Annotated in this window: 19 protein-coding genes; 8 read left to right on the top strand and 11 right to left on the bottom strand. The window is 41.2% G+C overall.

Translation table 11 applies throughout. The annotated features are described in order from the left end of the window. On the top strand, positions 1–672 hold a 672-nt coding region (locus NWP22_RS05245; RefSeq protein ID WP_280801598.1), incomplete at its 5' end, for a calcium-binding protein. A gap of 3 nt (positions 673–675) precedes the next feature. Here NWP22_RS05245 and NWP22_RS05240 read toward each other — a convergent pair. Then, positions 676–867 (bottom strand): hypothetical protein, encoded by a 192-nt coding sequence (locus NWP22_RS05240; RefSeq protein WP_271734098.1) that lies wholly within the window; start codon positions 865–867, stop codon positions 676–678. A gap of 520 nt (positions 868–1,387) precedes the next feature. On the opposite strand from NWP22_RS05240, the gene NWP22_RS05235 reads away from it, so the two are divergent. The 3 genes from NWP22_RS05235 (at position 1,388) to NWP22_RS05225 (ending at position 3,934) form a co-directional block, all read left to right on the top strand. Further along, positions 1,388–1,825: an Hsp20/alpha crystallin family protein gene (locus NWP22_RS05235; RefSeq protein WP_271734097.1), complete on the top strand. Its 438-nt coding sequence runs from the start codon at positions 1,388–1,390 to the stop codon at positions 1,823–1,825. Positions 1,826–1,970: 145 nt separating this feature from the next. Next, positions 1,971–3,161, top strand: coding sequence for an NAD(P)/FAD-dependent oxidoreductase (locus tag NWP22_RS05230; RefSeq protein WP_271734096.1), 1,191 nt, complete (start codon positions 1,971–1,973; stop codon positions 3,159–3,161). A 62-nt stretch (positions 3,162–3,223) separates the two neighbouring features. Continuing rightward, positions 3,224–3,934, top strand: coding sequence for an HAD-IA family hydrolase (locus tag NWP22_RS05225; RefSeq protein WP_271734095.1), 711 nt, complete (start codon positions 3,224–3,226; stop codon positions 3,932–3,934). A gap of 5 nt (positions 3,935–3,939) precedes the next feature. Here the strand turns inward: NWP22_RS05225 and NWP22_RS05220 are convergent, their stop codons facing one another. Together NWP22_RS05220 and folK are read right to left on the bottom strand one after the other, a co-directional pair. Next, positions 3,940–4,488 carry an NUDIX hydrolase gene (locus tag NWP22_RS05220; protein ID WP_271734094.1) on the bottom strand — a complete coding sequence of 183 codons (549 nt, stop codon included), beginning with the start codon at positions 4,486–4,488 and terminating at the stop codon, positions 3,940–3,942. A gap of 69 nt (positions 4,489–4,557) precedes the next feature. Beyond that, positions 4,558–5,079, bottom strand: coding sequence for a 2-amino-4-hydroxy-6-hydroxymethyldihydropteridine diphosphokinase (gene folK, locus NWP22_RS05215; protein ID WP_271734093.1), 522 nt, complete (start codon positions 5,077–5,079; stop codon positions 4,558–4,560). Positions 5,080–5,287: 208 nt separating this feature from the next. Between folK and NWP22_RS05210 the strand changes: the two genes are divergently transcribed. Beyond that, positions 5,288–7,471, top strand: coding sequence for a transglycosylase domain-containing protein (locus tag NWP22_RS05210; protein ID WP_280801597.1), 2,184 nt, complete (start codon positions 5,288–5,290; stop codon positions 7,469–7,471). A gap of 65 nt (positions 7,472–7,536) precedes the next feature. On the opposite strand, the gene NWP22_RS05205 is transcribed toward NWP22_RS05210, so the two are convergent. From NWP22_RS05205 to rsmH, 8 genes are all read right to left on the bottom strand, one after another. Further along, positions 7,537–8,889 (bottom strand): iron uptake porin, encoded by a 1,353-nt coding sequence (locus tag NWP22_RS05205; RefSeq protein ID WP_280801596.1) that lies wholly within the window; start codon positions 8,887–8,889, stop codon positions 7,537–7,539. Between the two features lie 105 nt (positions 8,890–8,994). Further along, positions 8,995–10,011, bottom strand: a complete 1,017-nt coding sequence (locus NWP22_RS05200; protein ID WP_271734089.1) for a phosphotransferase — start codon at positions 10,009–10,011, stop codon at positions 8,995–8,997. A gap of 33 nt (positions 10,012–10,044) precedes the next feature. Then, entirely contained in the window at positions 10,045–11,853 is a 1,809-nt protein-coding gene (locus NWP22_RS05195) for an ABC transporter ATP-binding protein (protein ID WP_271734088.1), read from the bottom strand. A gap of 71 nt (positions 11,854–11,924) precedes the next feature. After that, positions 11,925–13,094 carry a glycosyltransferase family 4 protein gene (locus tag NWP22_RS05190; protein WP_280801595.1) on the bottom strand — a complete coding sequence of 390 codons (1,170 nt, stop codon included), beginning with the start codon at positions 13,092–13,094 and terminating at the stop codon, positions 11,925–11,927. A 2-nt stretch (positions 13,095–13,096) separates the two neighbouring features. Continuing rightward, positions 13,097–14,347 carry a glycosyltransferase family 4 protein gene (locus NWP22_RS05185; RefSeq protein ID WP_271734086.1) on the bottom strand — a complete coding sequence of 417 codons (1,251 nt, stop codon included), beginning with the start codon at positions 14,345–14,347 and terminating at the stop codon, positions 13,097–13,099. A gap of 177 nt (positions 14,348–14,524) precedes the next feature. After that, positions 14,525–15,775: a glycosyltransferase family protein gene (locus tag NWP22_RS05180; RefSeq protein ID WP_280801594.1), complete on the bottom strand. Its 1,251-nt coding sequence runs from the start codon at positions 15,773–15,775 to the stop codon at positions 14,525–14,527. A gap of 582 nt (positions 15,776–16,357) precedes the next feature. Beyond that, the gene (locus tag NWP22_RS05175; protein WP_271734084.1) at positions 16,358–16,528 is read right to left on the bottom strand and encodes a high light inducible protein; all 171 of its coding nucleotides are present in this window, start codon (positions 16,526–16,528) and stop codon (positions 16,358–16,360) included. A gap of 111 nt (positions 16,529–16,639) precedes the next feature. After that, entirely contained in the window at positions 16,640–17,524 is an 885-nt protein-coding gene (gene rsmH, locus NWP22_RS05170) for a 16S rRNA (cytosine(1402)-N(4))-methyltransferase RsmH (protein WP_271734083.1), read from the bottom strand. Positions 17,525–17,749: 225 nt separating this feature from the next. Between rsmH and NWP22_RS05165 the strand changes: the two genes are divergently transcribed. The 3 genes from NWP22_RS05165 to NWP22_RS05155 all read left to right on the top strand — a co-directional run bounded on the left by NWP22_RS05165 (position 17,750) and on the right by NWP22_RS05155 (position 22,495). Next, positions 17,750–18,934 carry an NAD(P)H-quinone oxidoreductase subunit H gene (locus tag NWP22_RS05165; RefSeq protein WP_271734082.1) on the top strand — a complete coding sequence of 395 codons (1,185 nt, stop codon included), beginning with the start codon at positions 17,750–17,752 and terminating at the stop codon, positions 18,932–18,934. 170 nt (positions 18,935–19,104) lie between these two features. Beyond that, positions 19,105–20,658: a YcjF family protein gene (locus tag NWP22_RS05160; RefSeq protein ID WP_271734099.1), complete on the top strand. Its 1,554-nt coding sequence runs from the start codon at positions 19,105–19,107 to the stop codon at positions 20,656–20,658. A 109-nt stretch (positions 20,659–20,767) separates the two neighbouring features. Beyond that, positions 20,768–22,495, top strand: a complete 1,728-nt coding sequence (locus NWP22_RS05155) for a serine/threonine-protein kinase (RefSeq protein WP_271734081.1) — start codon at positions 20,768–20,770, stop codon at positions 22,493–22,495. The last annotated feature ends 292 nt before the right edge of the window (positions 22,496–22,787 follow it).

Raw genomic sequence — 22,787 nt, 5'->3', positions numbered from 1 at the left:
CAAGGCGCAACTGATACAGTTGATGGCGGTTCCGGTACTGACCTACTCCTAGTTGATTACAGTAGCAAAACAGATGGTGCTGGTATTCATTTAGGACACCAAAATACAAATCATATCTGGAATCGTGCTAATGGTCAAATTTTGGTTAATGTCTCTAATGTAGAAAACTATCACATCACTGGCACACAATATGCTGACGTTTTCGAGGGGCGTTCAGGTAATGACACTTTCTACGGTGGTGCTGGTAATGACATCCTAACGGGGGGAATTGGAAAAGATACTCTTACCGGAGGTCTTGGAGCAGACCGTTTTGACTACCGCAACTTAGCTGATTCACTGCTGAATAACTTTGATGTTATTACTGACTTTAATGCTAGGGAAGATAAATTCGTTGTTTCCAATCCATTATCTGAATTCATATTTGCTGGTTTTTTGTCTGGAACTTTGGATGGGAACAATATTAGTCGAATTTTAACTAGCACTAATTTTCAAGCCAACGCTGCCGCCTGGTTTTCTCTGTTCAGTTTTAGCCAGAAGCATATGACAAGTCGTTCCTTTGTCGCTATTAACGATGGTATAGCGGGCTTTGATGCCAATAAAGATGCCATTATTGAGGTGACAGGATCAACAGGCTTGCTGGGGATTGGTAATTTCACCACTACCTTAGTGTAGCTTCTAGTATGATTGACTGAATCCTGACAAATCAGATTGTAGAGTAGAGTGGGTAATGAGCGGTGCCGATCGCCTTACCCACTCTGTAAATGTGATGGCGATCGCCTCATGAAATGGATGATGGTTTTCCACAACAGGCGATCGCACTGTTGGAATTGCCAATGAATCCCAGGGTACCAATGGGTAAATACTCAAGGTTCTACCACCTACCTGGAAATATTAAGTTTAGTATCAAAGTCAGGTACTCTTGATTTAACAATGATATATTAATAATTGAAGCTAAATAGCTTCCCTGGCAGATTCAACAGCCAATGTTCAGTTCACAAAGAGGTAAAAGCGCTGTTCTATTCTAATCTGTCTCGTCAACCGAACACAACACCCAACTGGAAAGCTGATATTTCCTCAGATTGGTAAACAGGGGGTTATGCCACTGATAGTTTAGTCAGGGTCACCCTAGATAGTCTGATAAATGAGAGGAAATAACAAGGTGAGTAGTAGCTTGGGTGTTGTTGTGTGCAAGATTTTCACCTGCAAGAATAAACTAACCCAGATACCCGACTGCTTGAAGAAGTCGGGTATCTAATGCGGTAATCATCAATTATGCCGTCGTAAGAACCGAATTTACAGAAATTGTTATCCTGATTAATATTTAAATTAAGCACTAAGACAAGTGCAAAATCAATTAAATAAAAACTACTTAATCGGAGGAATATTTATGTTAGTTCGCTGGAATCCCTGGATGGAAATCGGTACTCTCCACCGTGAAATTAATAGCCTACTTGAAGAAACCAAAGCACCATCTAGACTATTTGAAAGAGGTTTCCATAAAGTTCCTGCTGCGGAAATCTCCGAAACCGATGACGCAGTTAATGTCAAGCTAGAAATACCAGGAATGGACACTAAAGACCTGGATATACAAGTCACAGAAGACACCGTTTATATTACTGGTGAGCGCAAATCGGAAACTAAAACCGAAAATAAAGGTGTCAGCAAGAGTGAATTTTATTACGGTAAATTCCAACGGGCGATTTCTCTACCTACCTTGGTGCAAAATAATAAAGTTAGTGCGGAATACAAGGATGGTATTTTGCACCTGACACTACCCAAAGCAGAAGAAGAAAAGAAAAAAGTTGTCAAGGTAAATCTGCAATAATCCCTGGTTGGTAATTTCCGTCTTCTACCTCCTCCTGCAATCAATTTCAACTTAAACGCCTGGTAATGAGCGCAACCAGGCTTTTTTTGTTTATTGAACATTTATTGATTACACTGAAGTTAGTATTGATGAACCTATAGGAGCCATGACTCAACCAACTTCTAAAATATGTATATTGGGTGGAGGCTTTGGTGGTCTCTATACCGCCCTGCGCTTAAGTCAGTTACCCTGGGAAAAGGGGGAAAAACCGGAAATTGTCCTAGTTGACCAGGGCGATCGCTTTATATTTTTACCATTACTGTACGAATTACTCACAGGGGAAATGCAGACCTGGGAAATTGCGCCCCCCTTTGAGGAGTTATTACAAGGTACAGGGGTACGTTTTTACCAAGGTGTGGTATCGGGAATTGACACCGAGCAAAAACGGGTACAGTTACAGGATGGCCCGGAAATTCCCTATGACAGATTAGTATTAGCTTTGGGTGGAGAAACACCCCTAGATATGGTTCCCGGAGCCGCATCTTACGCTTATCCATTCCGCAACCTCACGGACGCTTACCGGTTAGAAGAACGTCTGCGAGTCTTAGAAGAATCGGACGCGGATAAAATTCGCGTCGCCATTGTTGGCGCTGGTTACAGTGGTGTAGAGTTAGCCTGTAAACTCGCAGATAGATTAGGGAAAAGGGGACGTTTGCGCCTGATTGAAATTGGTGATCAAATTTTACGCACCTCTCCAGAATTTAACCGCCAAGCTGCTACCAAAGCCTTAGAAGCCAAGCAGGTATTTCTAGACTTAGAAACCAAGGTAGAATCAATTGGTGAAGATACCATTTCCCTAGAATATAAAACTCAAGTAGATACAATTCCTGTAGATTTAGTGATTTGGACTGTGGGAACCAGGGTAGCAACCGTAGTCCGCACCCTGAATTTAAAGCAAAATCAGCGCTGTCAAATCACAACTACACCCACCTTACAAGTCTTAGAACATCCAGAAATCTTTGCTTTGGGAGACTTAGCAGACTGTCGTGATGCTGAGGGTCAACAAGTCCCCGCTACAGCCCAAGTTGCTTTTCAACAAGCTGATTATACTGCTTGGAATATCTGGGCTTCTCTGACTAATCGCCCTTTACTTAGTTTCCGTTACCAACAGCTAGGGGAAATGATGGCTTTGGGTAAAGATAATGCTACCCTCACTGGTTTAGGTGTAAAGTTAGATGGACCCTTAGCATATGTTGCTCGTCGTCTAGCTTATCTCTATCGGATGCCTAGTTTAGATCATCAACTCAAGGTTGGTTTTAATTGGCTAGTTCGTCCTATTATAGATACACTATCCTAGTAGTATCTGGTGTCTTCACCAACAACTCAAATCTCATATTTATAATTAATTTACTAGGTTTGATGGAACGACCGAAAGTTATTTTTTTAGATGCTGTTGGTACGCTATTCGGTGTTAAAGGCAGTGTGGGCCAAATTTATAGTCAAATAGCCAAGGAATTTGATGTTGAAGTTTCTGCGGAAATATTGGATACAGCCTTTAAGCAAAGCTTTGCAGCTTCCCCTCCACCCATATTTCCTGATGCACACTTAGATGATCTTTCCCAGCGTGAGTTTGATTGGTGGCAGAAAATTGTCTACAATACTTTTGAAAGCGCCGGGGTTATGTCAGGATTTTCTGACTTTTCCAGTTTTTTTAGTGAACTCTATATTCACTTTGGCACTGGGGAACCTTGGTTCATTTATCCTGATGTCCTCTCATCTTTGAACCACTGGCGAGAACAGGGTATTCAATTAGGTGTAGTCTCTAATTTTGATTCCCGACTTTTCTCCGTCTTGCAAGGTTTAGAACTGAGTAATTATTTTACATCTATTACCATTTCTACCCAAGCGGGTGTTGCTAAACCAGACCCACAGATTTTTGCCTTGGCTTTAGCAAAACATCATTGTCCACCTCAAGCCGCTTGGCACATTGGTGATAGTGTTAAGGAGGACTATCAAGGTGCTAAAGCCGCTGGTTTGAGAGGTATTTGGATTAATCGCCAGAAAGTTTCTGAGGAAAAGCCAGAATCTGACCCTATACCCTCTCCTGACCCAGGAGAGGGGGAGATTTGAAGCTGTTAAAGCAAAAAGGGGCGCGCTAGCATAAAACTAGAAATGGTTTTAGCATCTATGGCGTCGCCCTGAAGAATAGCTTTCTCTAGTTCTTCGGGTGTTAATAGTACAGTTTCGATATCCTCATCTTCATCTTTTTTGGGTGGGTTTTCCAGCTTTTCTAAGTCTCGCGCCAGAAAAGCATAGATGATTTCGTCAGAATAGCCGGGGGCGAGGAAAAATTCACCCAGTGTATCCCATTTCTTAGCGCTATAACCTGTTTCTTCCTCAATTTCCCGTTGTACTGTCTTCAGGGGATCTTCGTTGATTTCTACCGTACCGGCGGGAAATTCTAATATTCTTCTCTGAATGGCAAAGCGGTACTGGCGCACCAGTACTAGTTTACCTGTTTTTGTTATGGGTACAGCTAAGGCTCCGCCGGGGTGACGAATGCATTCCCATTCTCCTTCGGCTTTATTGGGTAAACGCAGACGATTGACTTCAAAGTCAAACTTGCGACCTTTATAAAATAAGCACTGTTTTAGCAGCTGTGGTAATTCTCTACCTAGTGGCATAGTAAATTTATTTTATATCTGGATACATATACTAACTGCTGTGAACAAAAACCGTATATTTTTTTTTAGTTATTGGTTGGAGAATAAAACTACATCGGCACAGTCTACCTCTTTTACTAGGTTTTTAATCTTAGTTCCAGAAGTCGGCTCTACCCAATGGGGCGCAATTTCGTCCAGTGGTACTAATACAAAGGCTCTAGTAACCATGCGGGGATGAGGAATCTGCAGTTGGGGGGTGTCTATGATGAAGTCATCATATAATAACAAATCTAAATCCAGCGATCGCGCACCCCAGCGCTCTTGACGCACCCGACCAAATTTTGCTTCTGTAGCCAATAAGGTCTCTAATAATAAGTCTGGTGACATTTCTACTTGCAAGATGGCGCAGCCATTTAAATAATCCGGTTGGGGCGGACCCACGGGTTTAGTGCGATACCAACTAGATTGAGCTTGTAGCTTGATCCCCGGTGTGGCGGACAATGTCTCTATAGCTGCTGTTAAAATTTTATAGGAATCGCCAATATTACTACCCAGGGCAATGGCACTAAGTTTACCTGGTGTATTTTGCCTAGATATTTTGAATGAATTCACTGGGGTGAACAACTAGTTAAAATTATGTCGGAATTATGTCTAAATATTAACAAATTAATTAACGACTCCCGGAAAAAATGTTGATGTATTACTGAATTGAGTTAAGCATTTCTATTGTATTATATTAACGTAAACCTGGTTTGCTTACCCCCTAGTAAAGATTACGAAAACGAGGAAGCTACAAATCAGCTTACTACCCATAAGATTTATGAATAGTTTCTTCTCTCGTATCACTAGTCTACTGAGCAGTAACAGACCCTTTCATCGTCGGTTCTGGTTTCGGGTAAGTTTGGGTATAAGTAGTGGCATAGGTTGTACAATTATGGGCTGGCAATATTTCATTGGCACCATAGATCAAACCTTACCCGATAAATCGGCACTGCAAGTTACCACCAGAGCGCAAACCCTCACCATCAAAGCCGCTGACGGCACCATACTACAACAACAAGGGGAAGCCACCAGGGAAAGGCTCAGACTTGAGCAAATACCAGAGCAACTCAAACAGGCTTTTATCGCCTCAGAGGATAGAAGATTTGAAAAACACCATGGTATTGATCCTCAAGGAATTCTCAGAGCATCTGTGAACAACTTGCGATCGCGGGCTATCGTTGGAGGTGGTAGCACCATCACTCAACAGCTAGCCAGGATTCTCTTCCTCCAACCAGAGCAGACAATCTGGCGCAAACTCCAAGAAGTGCGTCTGGCGCATAAAATAGAGCAAGAATTAACCAAAGACCAAATTATAGAACGTTACCTCAATTTAGTTTATTTAGGATCCGGTGCTTATGGCGTAGCAGATGCTACCTTGGTTTACTTCAGTAAAAGTGTCAATGAACTCTCCCTCGCAGAAGCAGCCATGCTGGCGGGATTAGCGCCCGCGCCAAGTTTATACTCCCCCATAAACAATCCCACAGCCGCGATCCGCAGGCGAAATATAGTATTACAGCGGATGTATGAAGATAAATTAATTACAGATGGCGACAGAAAAGCCTCTGCTCAGGAGCCGCTAAACCTCAAAACCAGTTCTCCCCAACGCCTGGAAGTAAAATCCCCCTACTTTACTAGTTACATCCTCCAAGAATTGCCCAAATATGTTGCTCCCGAAGTCCTCAAAGCAGGAGGTTTAGTAGTAGAAACTACCCTTAATCCTAACTTACAGGAAGCCGCAGAAGCCGCAGTAACTAAAACCTTGCGTAATCAAGGTGTCTGGGGAAAATTTACCCAAGGAGCCTTGGTAGCCATAGACCCCCGCAATGGTGAAATTCATGCTATGGTGGGAGGAAAAGACTTTAGTAAAAATCAGTTTAATCGCGTTACCCAGGCCCAGCGCCAACCAGGCTCGACATTCAAGGGTTTCGTCTATGCTGCGGCGATCGCCACTGGGAAAAGCCCCAGGGACAGATACATAGATGCACCTGTTGTCATCAATGGCTATGAACCACAAAACTATGGTAGAACTTTTCGCGGATCCATGACCATTAGAGATGCTCTGACCCGTTCCAATAATGTTGTTGCAGTCAAATTATTGCTGGATGTAGGATTTGATCCGATTATTAATACTGCGCGCAATCTGGGAATTAAATCTACCCTCCAGCCCACCTATTCTTTAGCGCTGGGTTCTAGTGAAGTGAATCTACTGGAGTTAACCAACGCTTACGGAACTTTTGCTACTCAAGGATTACACGTAGAAGCTCATGGCATCCGCCGCATCCTCAACCGTCAAGGAGAGGTAGTTTGGTCTAATGATTTCCAGCCGCGGCGGGTTCTTGACCCTACTAGTGCCGGGATTATGACTTGGATGCTACGTAACGTTGTACAAGCCGGTACTGGTGCCCCTGCCCAATTAAGGAATAGACCGGTGGCGGGGAAAACCGGTACATCTGATCAATCCCGGGATTTGTGGTTTATTGGCTACATTCCCCAAATGGTCACAGGTGTTTGGTTAGGTAATGATAACAACCGCCCGACTTTTGGAGACAGTGGTACTGCTGCTGGAACCTGGCGGGAATTTATGGAAAAAGCAGTGGAGGGAATCCCTGTAGAAGAGTTTCCGGAAAGACCTAAACTACAAGGTCGTGTCGGTAGTATTAAGGCCCAGCCGATCAAGTCCAAATCAATCAGGAATCGTTTTGTTGTAGCTGGAGAACAGCCTATTTCCCCGCGAAATAACGTGAGGAGATCACGCAGACGATCAGCAAGAAATTCTCAGCCACAAACCACCAATTTACCTGTAAGTGCATCTTCTACTCCCAGACGGACTAGAAGAGTACGATCAGGTGGTTCGCCCACAAATACTGTCCGCCCTTTACCCCCTGCTGATACTTCTACTTCTTCATCGCCCCAGCCCTCTTGGAGAGAAAGACTCAGACCTAGCTCCTCTTCCTCCAATTAGAGGAGAATCAAGGCGGTAGGATAAAAAAATATCAAACACAGAGAACCCGATCAACAAATTTTTGATTAGAAGGTAAATGTTGTCCGCACAGTACCGACATAAATGGTGTCATTACTATGATCATGTTCCGGACTGGTAATCACAAATAATCCCGGAGTTATAGCCAAATTATCTGTGATGGGAAAGTAGTAAAAACCTTCTAGATGTAAAGATGTATTTTTATCCTCAAATACTTTACCTAAACTATTATGAGTCACTTTGGGGGGTTGACCAACCACAAAACCGACAAACCCACCTTCTTGACCAATATCTCTAAGAGTTAGCAACATTGCCCATGTCGAAATAGTAGCATTTGCATTTGTCGGTAAATCTTGTGTTTCCGCATGAATAAAACCAATTCTACCACCAAGAGTAATAGTTGAATTCAGTTGCCAAGCTGCTTCTGCACCAAAGGAATTAGCAGTAATTGAATTGGCCTGATAATTAAACGGATCGCTAGTTAATTTACTACCAGTTCCCGTATTCAGATTATCCTGAGAATAGACATAGGTAAAACTAAGTGCTGTTGTTGGAGAAGGTTCGAGAGTCAGTTGAGCAATTGTACCATTAGGACTAGCAAAAATTCCCCTTTCTGAATTAGCTGCATTACTAGCAATATATCCCAATGACAAATTAATAGCATTATGGAAGTTACGAGAAATACCAACACCGACTCCCCCACCTTGTCGTCGAATGGGATTTTCTCTTGCAAATGTAGAAATTGCTCCATCTCCACTACCGCTAAATAGGGGATTGATACTAGGAACTAAATCACCTAATCCTCCTCCTAACCCATATAAAGTTATTCCCGTTTGTTTCCCTAACCTAAATCTATATTCTATTTCATCTAATTCGACTTCATTATCATCATCACCATCAAATCCTAAATTTGACATTTTAGTGCTAGTCACATGGTCTAATTCTGGTGTATTCCTACTTTGTAAGCGCAGTTGCAATTTATCTTTACCGGTGAAACTGCTTTCTAAACTCAGACGTACACGATTACTAAATACTAAGCTAGTAGTCTTAGCTGTTTGTTTACCCGCTACTCCAGTCACCGCAAAAATTACCTCTCCCTCTAGTTCAAAATGGGGCAAAAATTGCTGCTGCTCTAATTGATTAACCTTGCTTTCTAATAAATTCAGCCGGTTATTAAAAACCTTTAATTCATCTGAAAATTCTGTTGGTAATCTTTTATTTATTAAATTAGATTCACTACAAGCATTGATTCTATGGGATAATTCAGAAACAGAATTGATTTGATTAAAACCATGAATCATATCTGAAGGTATAGAATTAGCCTTAGTTTTACTGGTGAGAATACCAGCAAAAAATAAACTAATCAAACCAGTTTTTAGGAAAAATATCAAATTCTTCACAGAAATCTCCTGAAAATCACCAACATCTCTTCTGGCGCAGAAAAATATAAAAATCTAGGCAATATTGATGCAAGCAAGTAAAAAATACAAATATGCTGTATATAGTTACGAATTGCGTATATTAAAACGTTGTTCGCATATATTCAATAATGTCTCGGTCACAGGTAATCTTTCTACAAATAAAGTGCTAATATAAATATGTCTAACTAAAGTTAAAGTGGTATAAGATGCAATCGCAATTCTCAAGTTATATCTATAATCCTTATTTGTTAGTTGCATAAATCTGGCAATCAAAGATGTTTCCAAATCTGCCAATTTTCCAGGATTACCAAATACACGCAGACTGTATTCTTGAATATGTCCAATAAAATTACCAATATCCAGGGCTGGATTACCTTGGCAATATAAATCTAAATCAATTAAATACAAATGATCATTATTAACAACCACTTGATCTGGATAAAAATCTCGATGAATACCACAAACATTTGTTTCTGGAGTGTTATTACCTAAATAATTACATTCTTCTAAAATTCTTTCTAATCTTTCTTGCCATTGTGGATATTTTTGGATGACTAAGGGAATGCGTTCATGTAAGATGCGTAATTCATCATTCATAGTATGATAACGGTGGGTATAAATATTAATTTTTTGCAGTTTATGAGCAACTTCAGCAATTTTTTGTGCTAATAAAAGATTGTTATTTTGTGTTAATAATTTAGTAAATGTCACCCCCGAAACTTTACGCTGTAACCACATTTGCCATTCAGGAATTACACCCAGAGGTTCAGGAACGAAAATTCCATCAACACTATCATTACCAAATCCGGTTTCCCATAAAGATTTCTGTAATTCATAACTATGAAAATCAGTTCCCTTGGCTCTGACTTTACCTAGCAGCTTTATTGTTTGTCCTTCTGTATTAATTAATTCATACTCAATCAAACAACGCCGCCCCGGTTTGTGTCGAATAACTGTAATTTTTTGAAGATGAGTATTTTGAGCAATTGATAAATGCTGACTAAAATATTCTGCCACTTGCACAGGGTCAATTGCTGCTGATAAAAAAGGCATTTTCATATCCGCTACACTATCAAAATTATCTCTGACAATAACAGTCATATTGTTAGATTATTTGCCGGCTATAAATCATCTTTATTTCCCATTTTCCATCGCAGTTTGTATTTGATACAAAGCGGCATAACGACCATTTTTTTGCATCAATTGCAGATGATTACCTTGTTCTAAAACCCGCCCATTTTCCATGTAAACAATCCTATGGGCGCGAGTAGCAAAATTAAGATCATGGGTAATTAACAATGTTGTGCGGTTTTGAGAAAGCTTTTGTAAGGCATTAATTACAACTTTTTCATTACCCTTATCTAAACCGGTGGTAGGTTCATCTAAAATGAGAATGGGGGTTTGACGAATAGCAGCACGAGCGATCGCAATTCGTTGGCGTTGTCCCCCAGAAAGTGTTGCTCCTCTTTCACCGACAAAAGTATCATATCCTTGGGGTAAAGCTTGGATAAAATTATGTGCATTAGCTAAACGGGCAGCATTTTCAATTTCAATATCAGACACCCCAGAAACACCATAGGCAATGTTTTCTCGAATTGTAGCCGCAAACAAAATACTTTCTTGTAAAACTACACTAATTTGCGGGCGTAATGATGCTAATGTGTACTCTCGAATATCCCTGCTATCAATGAAAATCTTACCTTGGGTGGGGTCGTAAAGTCGTAGTAATAAACTGACTAATGTAGATTTTCCACTACCGGAAGTACCCACAATTGCTATTTGTTGTCCTGGTTGAATGTTTAAACTGATATCTTCTAACAAAACTTGTCCTGGTTCATAGCCGAAATTAACATGATCAAAACAAACTGCACCTCGAAAAATTGGCGCTGGAATTGCATCAGGTAAATCTCTGATATCAGGCTGTTGTTGTAATACGTCTAAAATTCGCTCACCAGAAGCCGCAGCTTTAGCTAGTCTACCTACGTACTTAGCAAAGTTCTGTACTGGCTTAAAGGCATTCTTGACATAGGTGATAAATACCAGTACATCCCCTGGTGTGAGTGCATCTCGCAAGGCTAACCAAGAACCATACCAGAGAACAATAGCTGTTCCTAAAGCAATCACAACATCTACAGTGCGTTCTAAGTGAGCAGCGAAACGTTGGGTTTTAACACTTTCATTAAGACTGCGCTGATTTTGTTGAGAAAAAACTTGTGCAAAGGCGTCTTGCAACCAAAGAGCTTTGACTAACTTAATAGCTGTAATAGATTCTGACGCAATAGCAGCTACTTTTCCTTCTTGTTTGCGTTGCTTTAATGAAGAATCTTTAATTTGTTGGCTCAGGCGATTGGTTACTAACCAAAATAACGGTAAGGTCAAAAGTGACAGTAGGGTAAGGCTAGGATTGATCCAAAACATCACCCCAATCATGCCCAATAGACTCAGAATACTGACTATTAAGGGCAATGCAGCCGTAATCATAATTTCTTGCAGACGACTAGCATCACTACTGACACGAATAATTAAATCACCGCTACGGGCTTTAGTGTGATAAGCCAAGGATAAATCTTGCAAATGACGATATAAATGATTACGCACTTTCGCCATAACACGGCTACCAACTGTGGCTAATCCTACGGTACTCCAATAAGCAGCAAGGGCCCGTAATCCTGTAAATAAAATGACTGCTAGTGCGGAAAGTGTTAGTAAGGTAATGGGTTCTAAACTGGAAATTACTGGAATATTGCTTGGTTGATCATTCCCTATGAGAACATAATCAAAAACAAACTTGAGCGGCCAAGGTTCTAGTAATCGCAGTCCAACATCTGCAAGTAGGGCGATCGCTGAAATTAATAGTAGTCCTTGATGTGGGCTAATGTAAGGCCAGAAATAAACTACAATTCCCCAAAGATTAGGACTAGCTTTTTGGAGGGATTTTGACATTTACAGTAGGTGATTTTTTATTGTTTTTGTTTGTGTAGTAGTGAATTACATTCCCTCTGACATCAAGGTGCTTAATTGTTGCTATATCGACTCATTTCAACATCAAGTCCGCCTATGTGCAGAATTTGTTGGGCGATCGCATCCCAAGTATGATTTTGCATGACTTTTTGGCGCGCTGCCTGTCCGAGACTAGAACGGAGAGTAGGTGATCGCCATAATTTTTCTAATGCTTCTGCTAGTGCGATCGCATCACCAGGAGGACAAAGAATACCATTAATTTCTGGTTCAATTAAATCTACTAATTGTCCAATTTTGCTCACAACTACAGGTAAACCAGCCGCCATATATTCATACACTTTCAATGGGGAAAAATAAAAATCCGATTGTGCTGGATATGGTGCAACTCCCACATCCATTTTTGCTAATAAATCTGGAACTTGTTCAGGATTTACCGCCCCAGTAAATTGAGTATAACTATCTAATTTTCTAGCTGATAATTCAGTTTCTATATTTTCCCTTTCTAGACCATCACCCACAATTAAAAGTCGAGCTTGGGGAACTTTTTGATGTAGTCGAAAAAAAGCATCAGTCAAAATTGACAAACCATGCCAAGGTTTTAAACTCCCCAAAAATCCCACAGTAAAATTTACTGAATCAGTATAATTATTTACTTGCTCAAACCTTTGAGGATTCACACCATTAGGAATCACATAAATTTTCTCACTCTCCACATAATTCATCACATATTTTTTCACCTCCTCAGAAACAGCAATCACAGCAGTAGCAGCTTGAAAAACTCGTTCTGCCACCTTTTTAGCACCATCAATATTTATCAAACCACGATGCTCTACCTGTTCTGTAATCAAAGGAGAATTGACCTCTAATAAACCAGGGATTCCCTTTGCTTGGGCAAATTCCATACCGCTATAACTCCACAGAGAATAACGTTCATAAACCAACTCCAAATCTCCCAAACTTTCTAATTTATCAAGTAAATCTTCATTAATTCCCAAAGCCATATTTTCCCTGATAGATATTTCCCCCTTGGGAATATGTGGCAATTGATGAACAATAATATTACCTAAATCTGGCGGTGCTATTCCTCCTATACGAGTCGCTAACAATTGCACATGACAAGCTTGTTTTTGTAATGCTCTGATCACCTCCTGCACATGAATAGAACAACCTTTTTTGCCAAAAACAGGAATCCCCAAATCAGCACAAACATAAGCAACTCTCATCTTCATACCTCCTGTGGATTTCTACCTCTGTGCGTGGCAAATAATTTCCGTAAAACTTGAGTATTACGCTCAATATCAAACTCAGATGCAATTAAATTTCTCGCCTGACTAGACAACCTCACCCGCAAAGCTGAGTCAGTGAGAAGTTCTTGAAGTGAAATAGCCAATTTTTCAGGATTATTTTGTGGCACAATCAACCCAGTCTCACCATGTCGCACTACTTCAGGAATACCAGTTACATCGGTACTTACACAGGGTGTTCCTAATGCCATTGCTTCTAGTAAAACAGTAGGCAGTCCATCCCGGTTACCATCTTTACCAATTACATAAGGCGCTGCAAATACAGCTGCTTGTTGTACCAATTTAAACACATCATTTTGGGGGCGTGGACCAACAATTTCTACAGAGGATTGCAATTCTAAATCTTCAATTTGTTGTTTTAATACAGGTTCTAATGATCCTGTACCGACAATTTGACACTGAAACTCACAATTTCTCTGCTGCAAAATGGCACAAGCATCTATCAAAATAGATAGCCCTTTTTTCTCGACTAACCGACCAACGGAAATAATTACAGGAGGGCGGTCAGCAGGAGCAGAATATTTTAGTTGTTGTAAATTTAAACCATTGTAAATGCGCCTAACTTTCTGGGTAACTGTAGGATAGGTTGTTTGTAAGTATTTAAGGTTGTAGTCACTGACAGTTACCACTGTCGAAGCATCCTGGAGTTTGCGTTCCATATCTGCAAAATTAACGCTCTCATGAAAGATGTCTTTAGCATGAGCAGTAAAGGTATAAGGAATGCCAGTGAAATGAGATGCTAATCTAGCTACACTCGTGGCTACAGTGCCAAAGTGGGCGTGTAAATGAGTGATGGCTTTGATTTTTGCTTCCCGTGCTAACCATGCAGCTTGATAAACGGTGCTTGCTTGTTCACCTTCAGCAATAGCTAATTTTGACCAAAAATCGGGAATGACTTGACTGGCCTCTTGTAATTCTGCCCAAAAATAGCTGGCCCCTGTGGGAGCAAGACTATTGAGAGATGGACTCACACGGCCTGGAATTGGTTTTTTAATGTAAGTTACAGGTGCTCTAACTTGAGAAATAATATTTTGAAAATGAGTGTCATTCGGTGGTCTTAAAGCGAAAATTTCTATCTTTAAACCTGCTGTTTCATGTGCCAAAATTTCATTGACTACAAAGGTTTCGGAATAGCGGGGATAACGTTTGAGAATGTAACCAACAATGGGCATAATTGGTAATTGGTGGAATTATGAATTATTAAAGCTCCTGCCTTCTACCTTCTTTAACAAGTGGAATAATATTATACCATTTATGTGTGATTATGCGCGTATTTTTCGATATTTTATCTTGGTCTACTCTGTGCTTCTGTGATTCATTGATCTGAATTTAGGGCATCTATGGCTACCCTATGATACAGAACTAGTATTAGCTGAATGCTTATTTATGAGTATTTCATCTATCGATTGATAAATATGATTGAGTCCGTTGAGATTCACAAAGTTACTCTCTTGAGGTTTTTTTGTTTCTGTATTTAACCAATTTGTTAATGTTTGAGATGTGAGGTTTTGGGGGTGTACCATATCCACTAAACCAAGAGAATGTAAACGTTCTGCTCTCACAAATTGTTCTTTTCTCGGTTGGATGCGGGGAATGATGAGGGATTTTTTTTGAAATGATAATAATTCACAGGTTGTATTATATCCTCCCATGGCAATGATCCGCTCCGCCCGATTGACTAAAAGTGTCGGTTCAGATAAATATTTCAATACCTGTAAATTATCACGTTTAGCCGCTATTTTTTGCAGTTTCTGTTGTACATCCCTTGGCATAAATGGACCTGTTAAAATAATACCATTCATCTCTGGTGCTAGTTGAGCATGGGCAAATGTTTCCGCTAAACTCGCTCCATCTTGTCCACCACCTACTAAGCATAATGCTAATTTTTTTTTAGATAAATTGAGGGTTTGAAAAGTATGAATGGTTTCACTATCAATAAAGTTGAGGCGAGTAGTTTGATCAAGATAACCAATGTAATGGAGTTTTTTAATTGTTTCTGACTCAAAATTATATTCTTTGGCTAAATCATAAATGGTAGGATCTCCATATACCCAAACGTCATCATAATAAGTTTGAATCGCTTTTTCATTTTCCATGCGTTTCCAACCTTCCTGGACTGAGGCTGGTTCGTCTAATACATCTCGTAAACCTAAAATGCAGTGTGTTTTTCCTTGATGACGTAAATAATTTAGTGTTGGTTCTAGTTCTCTGACTGCGCCTCTGGGTACATTATCAACTATGAAAATATCCGGTTTAAAATTTTGTATTGCAGTGAGAATAATTTGCGATCGCAGTGTAATAATTTCCGGTAATGATAAATCTAATTTTCGTGCTTGATATTGACCATCTATGTTTTTGTACAAAGCAGGTAAACTCAAAAAATCAACTCCTGAAGGCGTTGGTATACTGCTACCATCCTGTATACCACTAATCATTAAAATATCGGTTTGTAGAGGTGAATATCCCAATGTTTGGGCAATTAACAAGTTACGGCGTTTGTGTCCTAATCCCATTGTGTCATGGGAATATAAAGCAATGCGCCACTGACGAGGATTGCTAGATAAACTATTAACTTCCACTGACTTTTCTTCCGATGTCATTATTTCTATTTTTCTAGGGTAAGTTAATAAGTTTTTCATGGGCAATCCTGACAAAGTTTTCATGAAACTAAATAGCCACAAGCATAAGATAGTTGCAATTAATTTGCAATTAAATCATAATAAGGAGTTACAATTTCAAACAATTCATAATTGATAATTGAGGGCATCCCAAATGTGTAAGTTTATATTATGTTTGAATTTACAGAAGGCATGAAATAAACTCAACAGGAAGGAAGCAACAGTAAGAAGAGGTTTTTTGGATGCTAATTTTGTATTTCTGCAAAATTGGGATGATCCCTGATAATGGGGATCATCCCAAAGGTGTAAGTTGATTTTTTTATCTTCTAATTTACAGAAGGCATAAAATAAACTCAACACCAGAATCAGTCCGCTAGGCCTCTTCTTAGTGACATACATACCACAGCAGTGCTAACTGGTCATCTACACTGAGGGATGTTAATAATATGGTGCTATCTAATACACCACTTTCTAACTGTATGATTGCGTTCATATTTTTACCCAAAATTTTCGCAAGTGTTAAATTACTCTGATACTTGAGCTTTTTGGGACAAAAGTTAAGTTTTAGAGGATACCCCAAAAGTGGAGAAAGCCCTGACCAGAAAATACTTCAATTAAAGCAGCAGCTGAAAAACCAATCATTGCTAAACGACCGTTCCAGTTTTCGGTTTGGGTAGTAAATCCCCAGTTCCAAGCGTTGCGATTTTCTGGAGCTGGTGTTGTTGTAGTTTTCATCTTTAATACTCCCAGTAGGACTTAACAGAGGTTTTTGTTTTCTCTATTAAGTACTGTAACAGATATTTTAAAAAGTGTAACGAAAAGTTGCAAAGAAGTTGTAAATAGTATCTATAGCCTTTCAGCTATCCTCAACTTAGCGGAACGCGATCGCGGATTCTCAGCCAATTCTTTTTCATTAGCAGTAATTGGTTTTTTAGTCAAGACCTTTAACAAAGGAGAATTGCGGAAATCATGCTTGACGGGGCGGTCTTCCAGACTGTGAAAGCTGATAATGGCAATTCGACCACCGGGAACCAGAGAATAGGGGGCTTGCTGTAAAAAAGTTGCCAAAGACTGTAACTCATCATTAACCACAATGCGCAAAGCTTGAAAAACACGGGTAGCAGGGTGAATACGACCATAACGGTATTGACGGGGGACAGCAGAGGCGATCGCCGAAGCCAATTCCGTAGTAGTGTGAAATGGTCGTCTTTCCACAATGCGCCTGGCGATGCGGCGGGATAAACGTTCCTCACCGAACTTAAAGAAAATATCTGCCAACTCCGGCTCATCCCAGTGATTAATCACATCAGCGGCGGTTAAACATTGACCCTGATTCATGCGCATATCCAGATTAGCGGTGTGGCGAAAGCTAAAACCCCTTTCTGGCTGGTCTAAATGGTAAGAACTCACACCCAAATCAGCCAAGATACCATCAAAAGAGTGGGGAGTATATTGATAAGATGAGAAATTGCCCAGCACAAACTGCACCCGATCACCAAACTCAGCCAAGTGCTTTTGGGCTGCTAGCAGAGCATCCTGATCTTGGTCAATAGCCGTCAACCGCACATTAGCAGCGGCCTGTAAGATCAAGCGACTGTGTCCACCACCGCCCACAGTTGCATCCAAATAATGGCCACCAGGGCGTACCGCCAACCCATCAATGACCTCTCGGCTTAAAACTGGCACATGAAGAAATTCAGCGCCTACAATTCCCTGAATCTCAAGCTCCATATAATAATAGTTGAAGAAGTGAAACAAATTGAAACATCAAGTAAAATCCCCTCACTAGGACCCATCTCCAACATACTCTGTATGGGTAATAGATGTAGACGCTGCTAGAGCGACTTCTGAAAACTATTTCCCTGACAAACTGATTTTGGCAGACACAAACAATCGAGCCTGGTGGGGATGATGGGGTTGAAGTGGAAATTTTCATAATGGGAGAACACCGAACTTATGGCCAGACTAGAAACCCGCACCGAGCCTATGGTGCTGAATATGGGGCCACACCACCCCTCAATGCACGGGGTTTTGCGGTTAATTGTGACATTGGACGGCGAGGATGTCGTTGATTGTGAACCGGTGATCGGCTATTTGCATCGGGGGATGGAGAAAATTGCTGAGAACCGCACCACTGTAATGTACGTTCCCTACGTCAGTCGGTGGGACTACGCCGCGGGTATGTTTAACGAAGCCGTCACCGTTAACGCCCCGGAACAATTAGCAGGTATAGCCGTACCCAAACGCGCCAGCTATATTCGGGTGATCATGTTAGAACTCAACCGAATTGCTAACCACTTATTGTGGTTTGGTCCGTTTCTGGCTGACGTGGGGGCGCAAACACCCTTCTTCTATCAGTTCCGAGAACGGGAAATGATTTATGATTTGTGGGAGGCCGCCACGGGATACCGGATGGTAAACCACAACTATTTCCGTGTGGGTGGCGTAGCAGTTGATTTACCCTATGGTTGGGTTGATAAATGCTTAGATTTCTGTGACTATTTTCTCCCCAAAGTTGACGAGTACGAGCGCTTGGTTACCAATAATCCGATTTTTCGCCGGCGGATTGAGGGTATTGGTACCATCACCCGGGAACAAGCCATTAACTGGGGATTATCTGGCCCCATGTTACGCGGATCTGGGGTTAAATGGGACTTAAGGAAAGTTGACCATTACGAGTGCTACGACGATTTTGATTGGGATGTGCAATGGGAAACCGCCGGGGATTGTTTAGCCCGTTACATGGTGCGGATGCGGGAAATGCGCGAATCTGTGAAGATTATTCGCCAAGCAATTCAAGGACTACCAGGGGGACCCTACGAAAACCTGGAAGCCAAGCGCATGGCAGAGGGGAAAAAATCTGAGTGGTATGGCTTTGATTATCAATACATTGGGAAAAAAGTTGCACCTACTTTTAAAATGCCCAAAGGCGAAATCTATTCCCGTGTGGAAAGCGGTAAAGGTGAACTGGGAATTTATCTTGTCGGTGATGATCATGGCTTCCCTTGGCGGTGGAAAATTCGCGCCGCTGACTTTAACAACCTGCAAATTGTCCCGGAACTCCTACGAGGGATGAAAGTTGCAGATATTGTGGTTATTCTTGGTAGTGTTGACGTGATCATGGGATCTGTGGACAGATAGTACACTGGAGAGGGGATTGGGGACTGAGCATTAGTTTCTAGCTCATATCCCTCCCCAGAAACTGACAATAAATCTCCTAGTTGTTCATCCCTGTGTGTCTGTATACCCAAACCCCAAAAAAAACTCAAAACATCAGCCAATTGAACACCCACTAACTAACTGTGCCATCTATGCCTTTGTCGCGTATAGTCACCCTAATTGTAGGTTTAATCGTCATTTTGGCATTAAGCCTCTGGTTGATTGACTCACTGTCTCGGCTTTACTGGCAGTTGTCCTATTCGCCACTGCTGGGTAATTTGCTGCTGTTGTTGTTGGTTTTATTGATTGGGGGGTTGGTTGCGGCTTTTGTTTATTATGTATTGATACTTCAAGCCGGGGAAAGGCGATCGCGCCGCCCAGCCCGACGAGTTACGGCTGCAGAAATTCCCGCTGCTAAATCTGATGCCGCTTCGAGTACATTAAAAGCTGTTAAACAGCAGGTAGCCCAAATTCAAGATGAAGTCGCACGACAAGCTTTATTAAGTAAATCCCGGGAAATTGAAGTTAATCTGGCACGGGGTGAAATTCAAGTAGTTGTTTTTGGTACAGGTAGTGCTGGTAAAACTTCTTTAGTTAATGCTATTATGGGGCGCATAGTCGGTCAGGTAAATGCGCCCATGGGGACTACCCAGGTGGGGGAAACTTATTGTTTGCGGTTGAAGGGATTACAACGCAAGATTTTAATTACTGATACTCCGGGGATTTTAGAAGCCGGGGTGGAGGGAACCGAACGGGAACAATTAGCCCGAGAACTGGCAACTTCAGCAAATTTACTGTTATTTGTGGTGGATAATGATTTGCGACGTTCTGAGTATGAACCCCTGCGCAGTTTGGCGGAAATTGGCAAGCGATCGCTGTTGGTTCTCAATAAAACTGATTTATATACAGATGAAGATCAAGAATCTATCCTGGCTCGGTTACGTCAACGGGTACAGGGATTTATTGCCGCCAATGATGTGATTGCGATCGCGGCTAATCCCCAAGCCGCAGAACTAGAAACTGGCGAAACCCTAGAGCCAGAAGCGGATATTATCCCCTTGCTGCGGCGGATGGCGGCGATTTTACGGGCTGAAGGTGAGGATTTGGTAGCGGATAATATTCTTTTGCAATCCCTACGCCTGGGAGAAGAGGCGCGAAATTTGATTGATGTCCAGCGTCGTCGTCAAGCTGACAAAATAGTTGATCGCTTTAGCTGGATTGGGGCTGGTGTGGTATCAGTTACACCTCTACCAGTAGTAGATTTACTGGCGACAGCCGCTGTGAATGCTCAAATGGTGGTGGAGATTGGCAGAGTCTACGGCTGTGAACTGAACATGGAACGGGGTAAAGAGTTAGCCCTTTCCCTGGCCAAGACCATCGCTAGTTTAGGTATAGTCAAAGGTGCAATTCAATTAATATCTACAGCTTTACAATTTCATGTAGCCACCTTTGTCATTGGTAGGGCAATTCAAGGAGTAACGGTAGCTTATTTAACACGGATTGCGGGAAAAAGTTTTATTGAGTATTTTCGCCATGACCAAGATTGGGGTGATGGTGGTATGACTGAAGTAGTCAAGGAACAATTTAAATTAAATCGCAGGGATGAATTTATCAAAGCTTTTGTGCAAGAAGCGATCGCGCGGGTGGTCAAACCATTAACAAATAACACCCAGGTGATTTCACAGGACGAAGAAACCAAAGGATAAAGCTACTGGGCCTTCAAAAATGGACGCTAGCATGATTTATTTCCCAGACTTCCGGAAAAACGCTTGATCTAGCGAAACATATGATAAGGCCTTATTTAGTAACCAGCTCATGAATGATCACATGATCGGTAAAGTACTACAAGCACGTTACCAAGTTATCCAAAGCCTGGGTGCAGGGGTATTTGGCGAAACATACATCGCCATAGATAGAGACCACCCGGGAAATAGCAAATACACGATTAAACAGATTAACGGTGAGCAATTCTCCCCCAGCTACTTAGACAGTTTAAAATTTTGCTTTCTCAATGAAACAGGAACTCTGCAGCGTCTAGGAACCCATGGTCAAATTCCCCAGTTTGTCGCCTATTTTGAAGAAAATGGGCATTTCTACTTAGTACAGGAATTTGTAGAGGGACATTCCCTGAGTCAGGAATTACCCATCAAGCATTCCTGCGGAGGTCTGTGGACGGAAACCGAAGTTATAGAATTGTTAGAAGATACCCTAGGTATTTTAGATTTTGTTCACTCTCAAGGTGTGATCCATTGCCATATTAAGCCCGAAAACTTGATTAGACGTACTCTTGATGGCAAATTAGCCTTAATCGACTTCGGTTTAATCGAGTCAGTTGATTTAGGCGCATATGGGGAGCTACCTATTTATAACCTTCCTGTAAACGCACTGGGGTACATATCGCCAGAGCAATTTATTGGTCAAACCCTGCCCAATAGTGATATTTATGCTTTGGGTATGATTGCCATTCAAGCCTTAACAGGACTAGAACCACTGCAATTAAAACTAAATGTTGGAACGGGTGAGATTATCTGGCGGACTGAAGATATATCAGTGAGTGATCAGCTAGCTGCTATTCTGAGTAAGATGATTTGCTATGATTGCCAAGATCGCTTTCAGTCTGCGGCTGAAGTCTTATATACCCTTAATCAAGTCTTCAACGCCCCGAAAATACCCCATCAACTCCATCAAATCATCAGGGCTAAAAATCAGGATCCACAACCAAAACCTAATTTTGCTACATCATCACCAGTATGTTCAGGGATAAAAGTAGGCTTGGCGGCTAATTCCTTATTAGTGGGATTAGCAGCATGTTCTTTAATGAATAATTCTCCTGCATATTCCCATAAAGGCAGATTAGATATAGCCATAAAAGAATATCAAACAGGCAATTTTCGAGGAGCCCTGGCGTTAGCTGAATCAATTCCTGCTTACAGCAATGTTTACCCGGAGGTTCAAGCTAATATAGAAGAATGGCAGGGCAAATGGCGATTGGCGGCTGAACAATACGAAATTGCCCAACAAGCCCTAAATGAGGAGAGATGGTCAGATGTTTTAAGTGTGCCGGCGAAATTACCAGATATTTTATATTGGCAATCTAAAGTAGAGAAACTGGTGGAGCAAGCACAAGCCAACATTGCCACACAAACACACGATTTGTTATCAAAAGCCTATGCAAAAGCCGTAGATAGAGAATTTTCAGCGGCTATAGAATATCTGCGTCAAATTCCTCCCGACAGTACTGCTAGTGCTTTAGTTCAAGAGAAAATAGCCGAGTACGACCAAAAGCGGCAGATTAGAGCGGCTTATTTTTTACATCGTGCCAATATCAAAGCATCTGTTGGCGACTTTAGTGGCGCTATCCAGTTTCTGCGTAAAATTCATAAAAGTAGTTCTGTTTACCCTCAAGCTCGGGCTAAACTGAATGAATATACCCAACAGCAGCAACTGTATGATCGAGGTGTAAATATCGCGTTGAATTCCTTAACCGCTAAAAATGACAATTTTCACCCAGAGAAGGAGCTGCAAGAGGTAAGTATTCGTTAGATAATTGCCTTTGCTGGTTCTGGTAACGGGCTTTAATTACTTGTTGATCATATGGCTTGGTGATAAAAGTCCATTACCTGTGGATATTCTTGTAAATTAAATAAGGCATTGCTTGCTGTTAATACTCCCATGACTAGACGTGGGATTATGCTTTGACACTCTGCGGTCTGAAGACACGCAGATTCTTTAAGACTTGCTTAAAAGGAATAGTCAATTATCCCCCTACACGCTCAAAACAACTACCTACGGATAAGTGTTGCAATTGCGCAAAATTTTATATTTTTTTGGCTTT

It is taken from the genome of Anabaenopsis tanganyikae CS-531 (assembly GCF_029891675.1).
Classification (GTDB): Bacteria; Cyanobacteriota; Cyanobacteriia; order Cyanobacteriales; family Nostocaceae; genus Anabaenopsis; species Anabaenopsis arnoldii.
The sequence above is the reverse complement of the archived record's forward strand: the minus strand, read 5'-3'. Positions and strand labels throughout refer to the sequence as shown.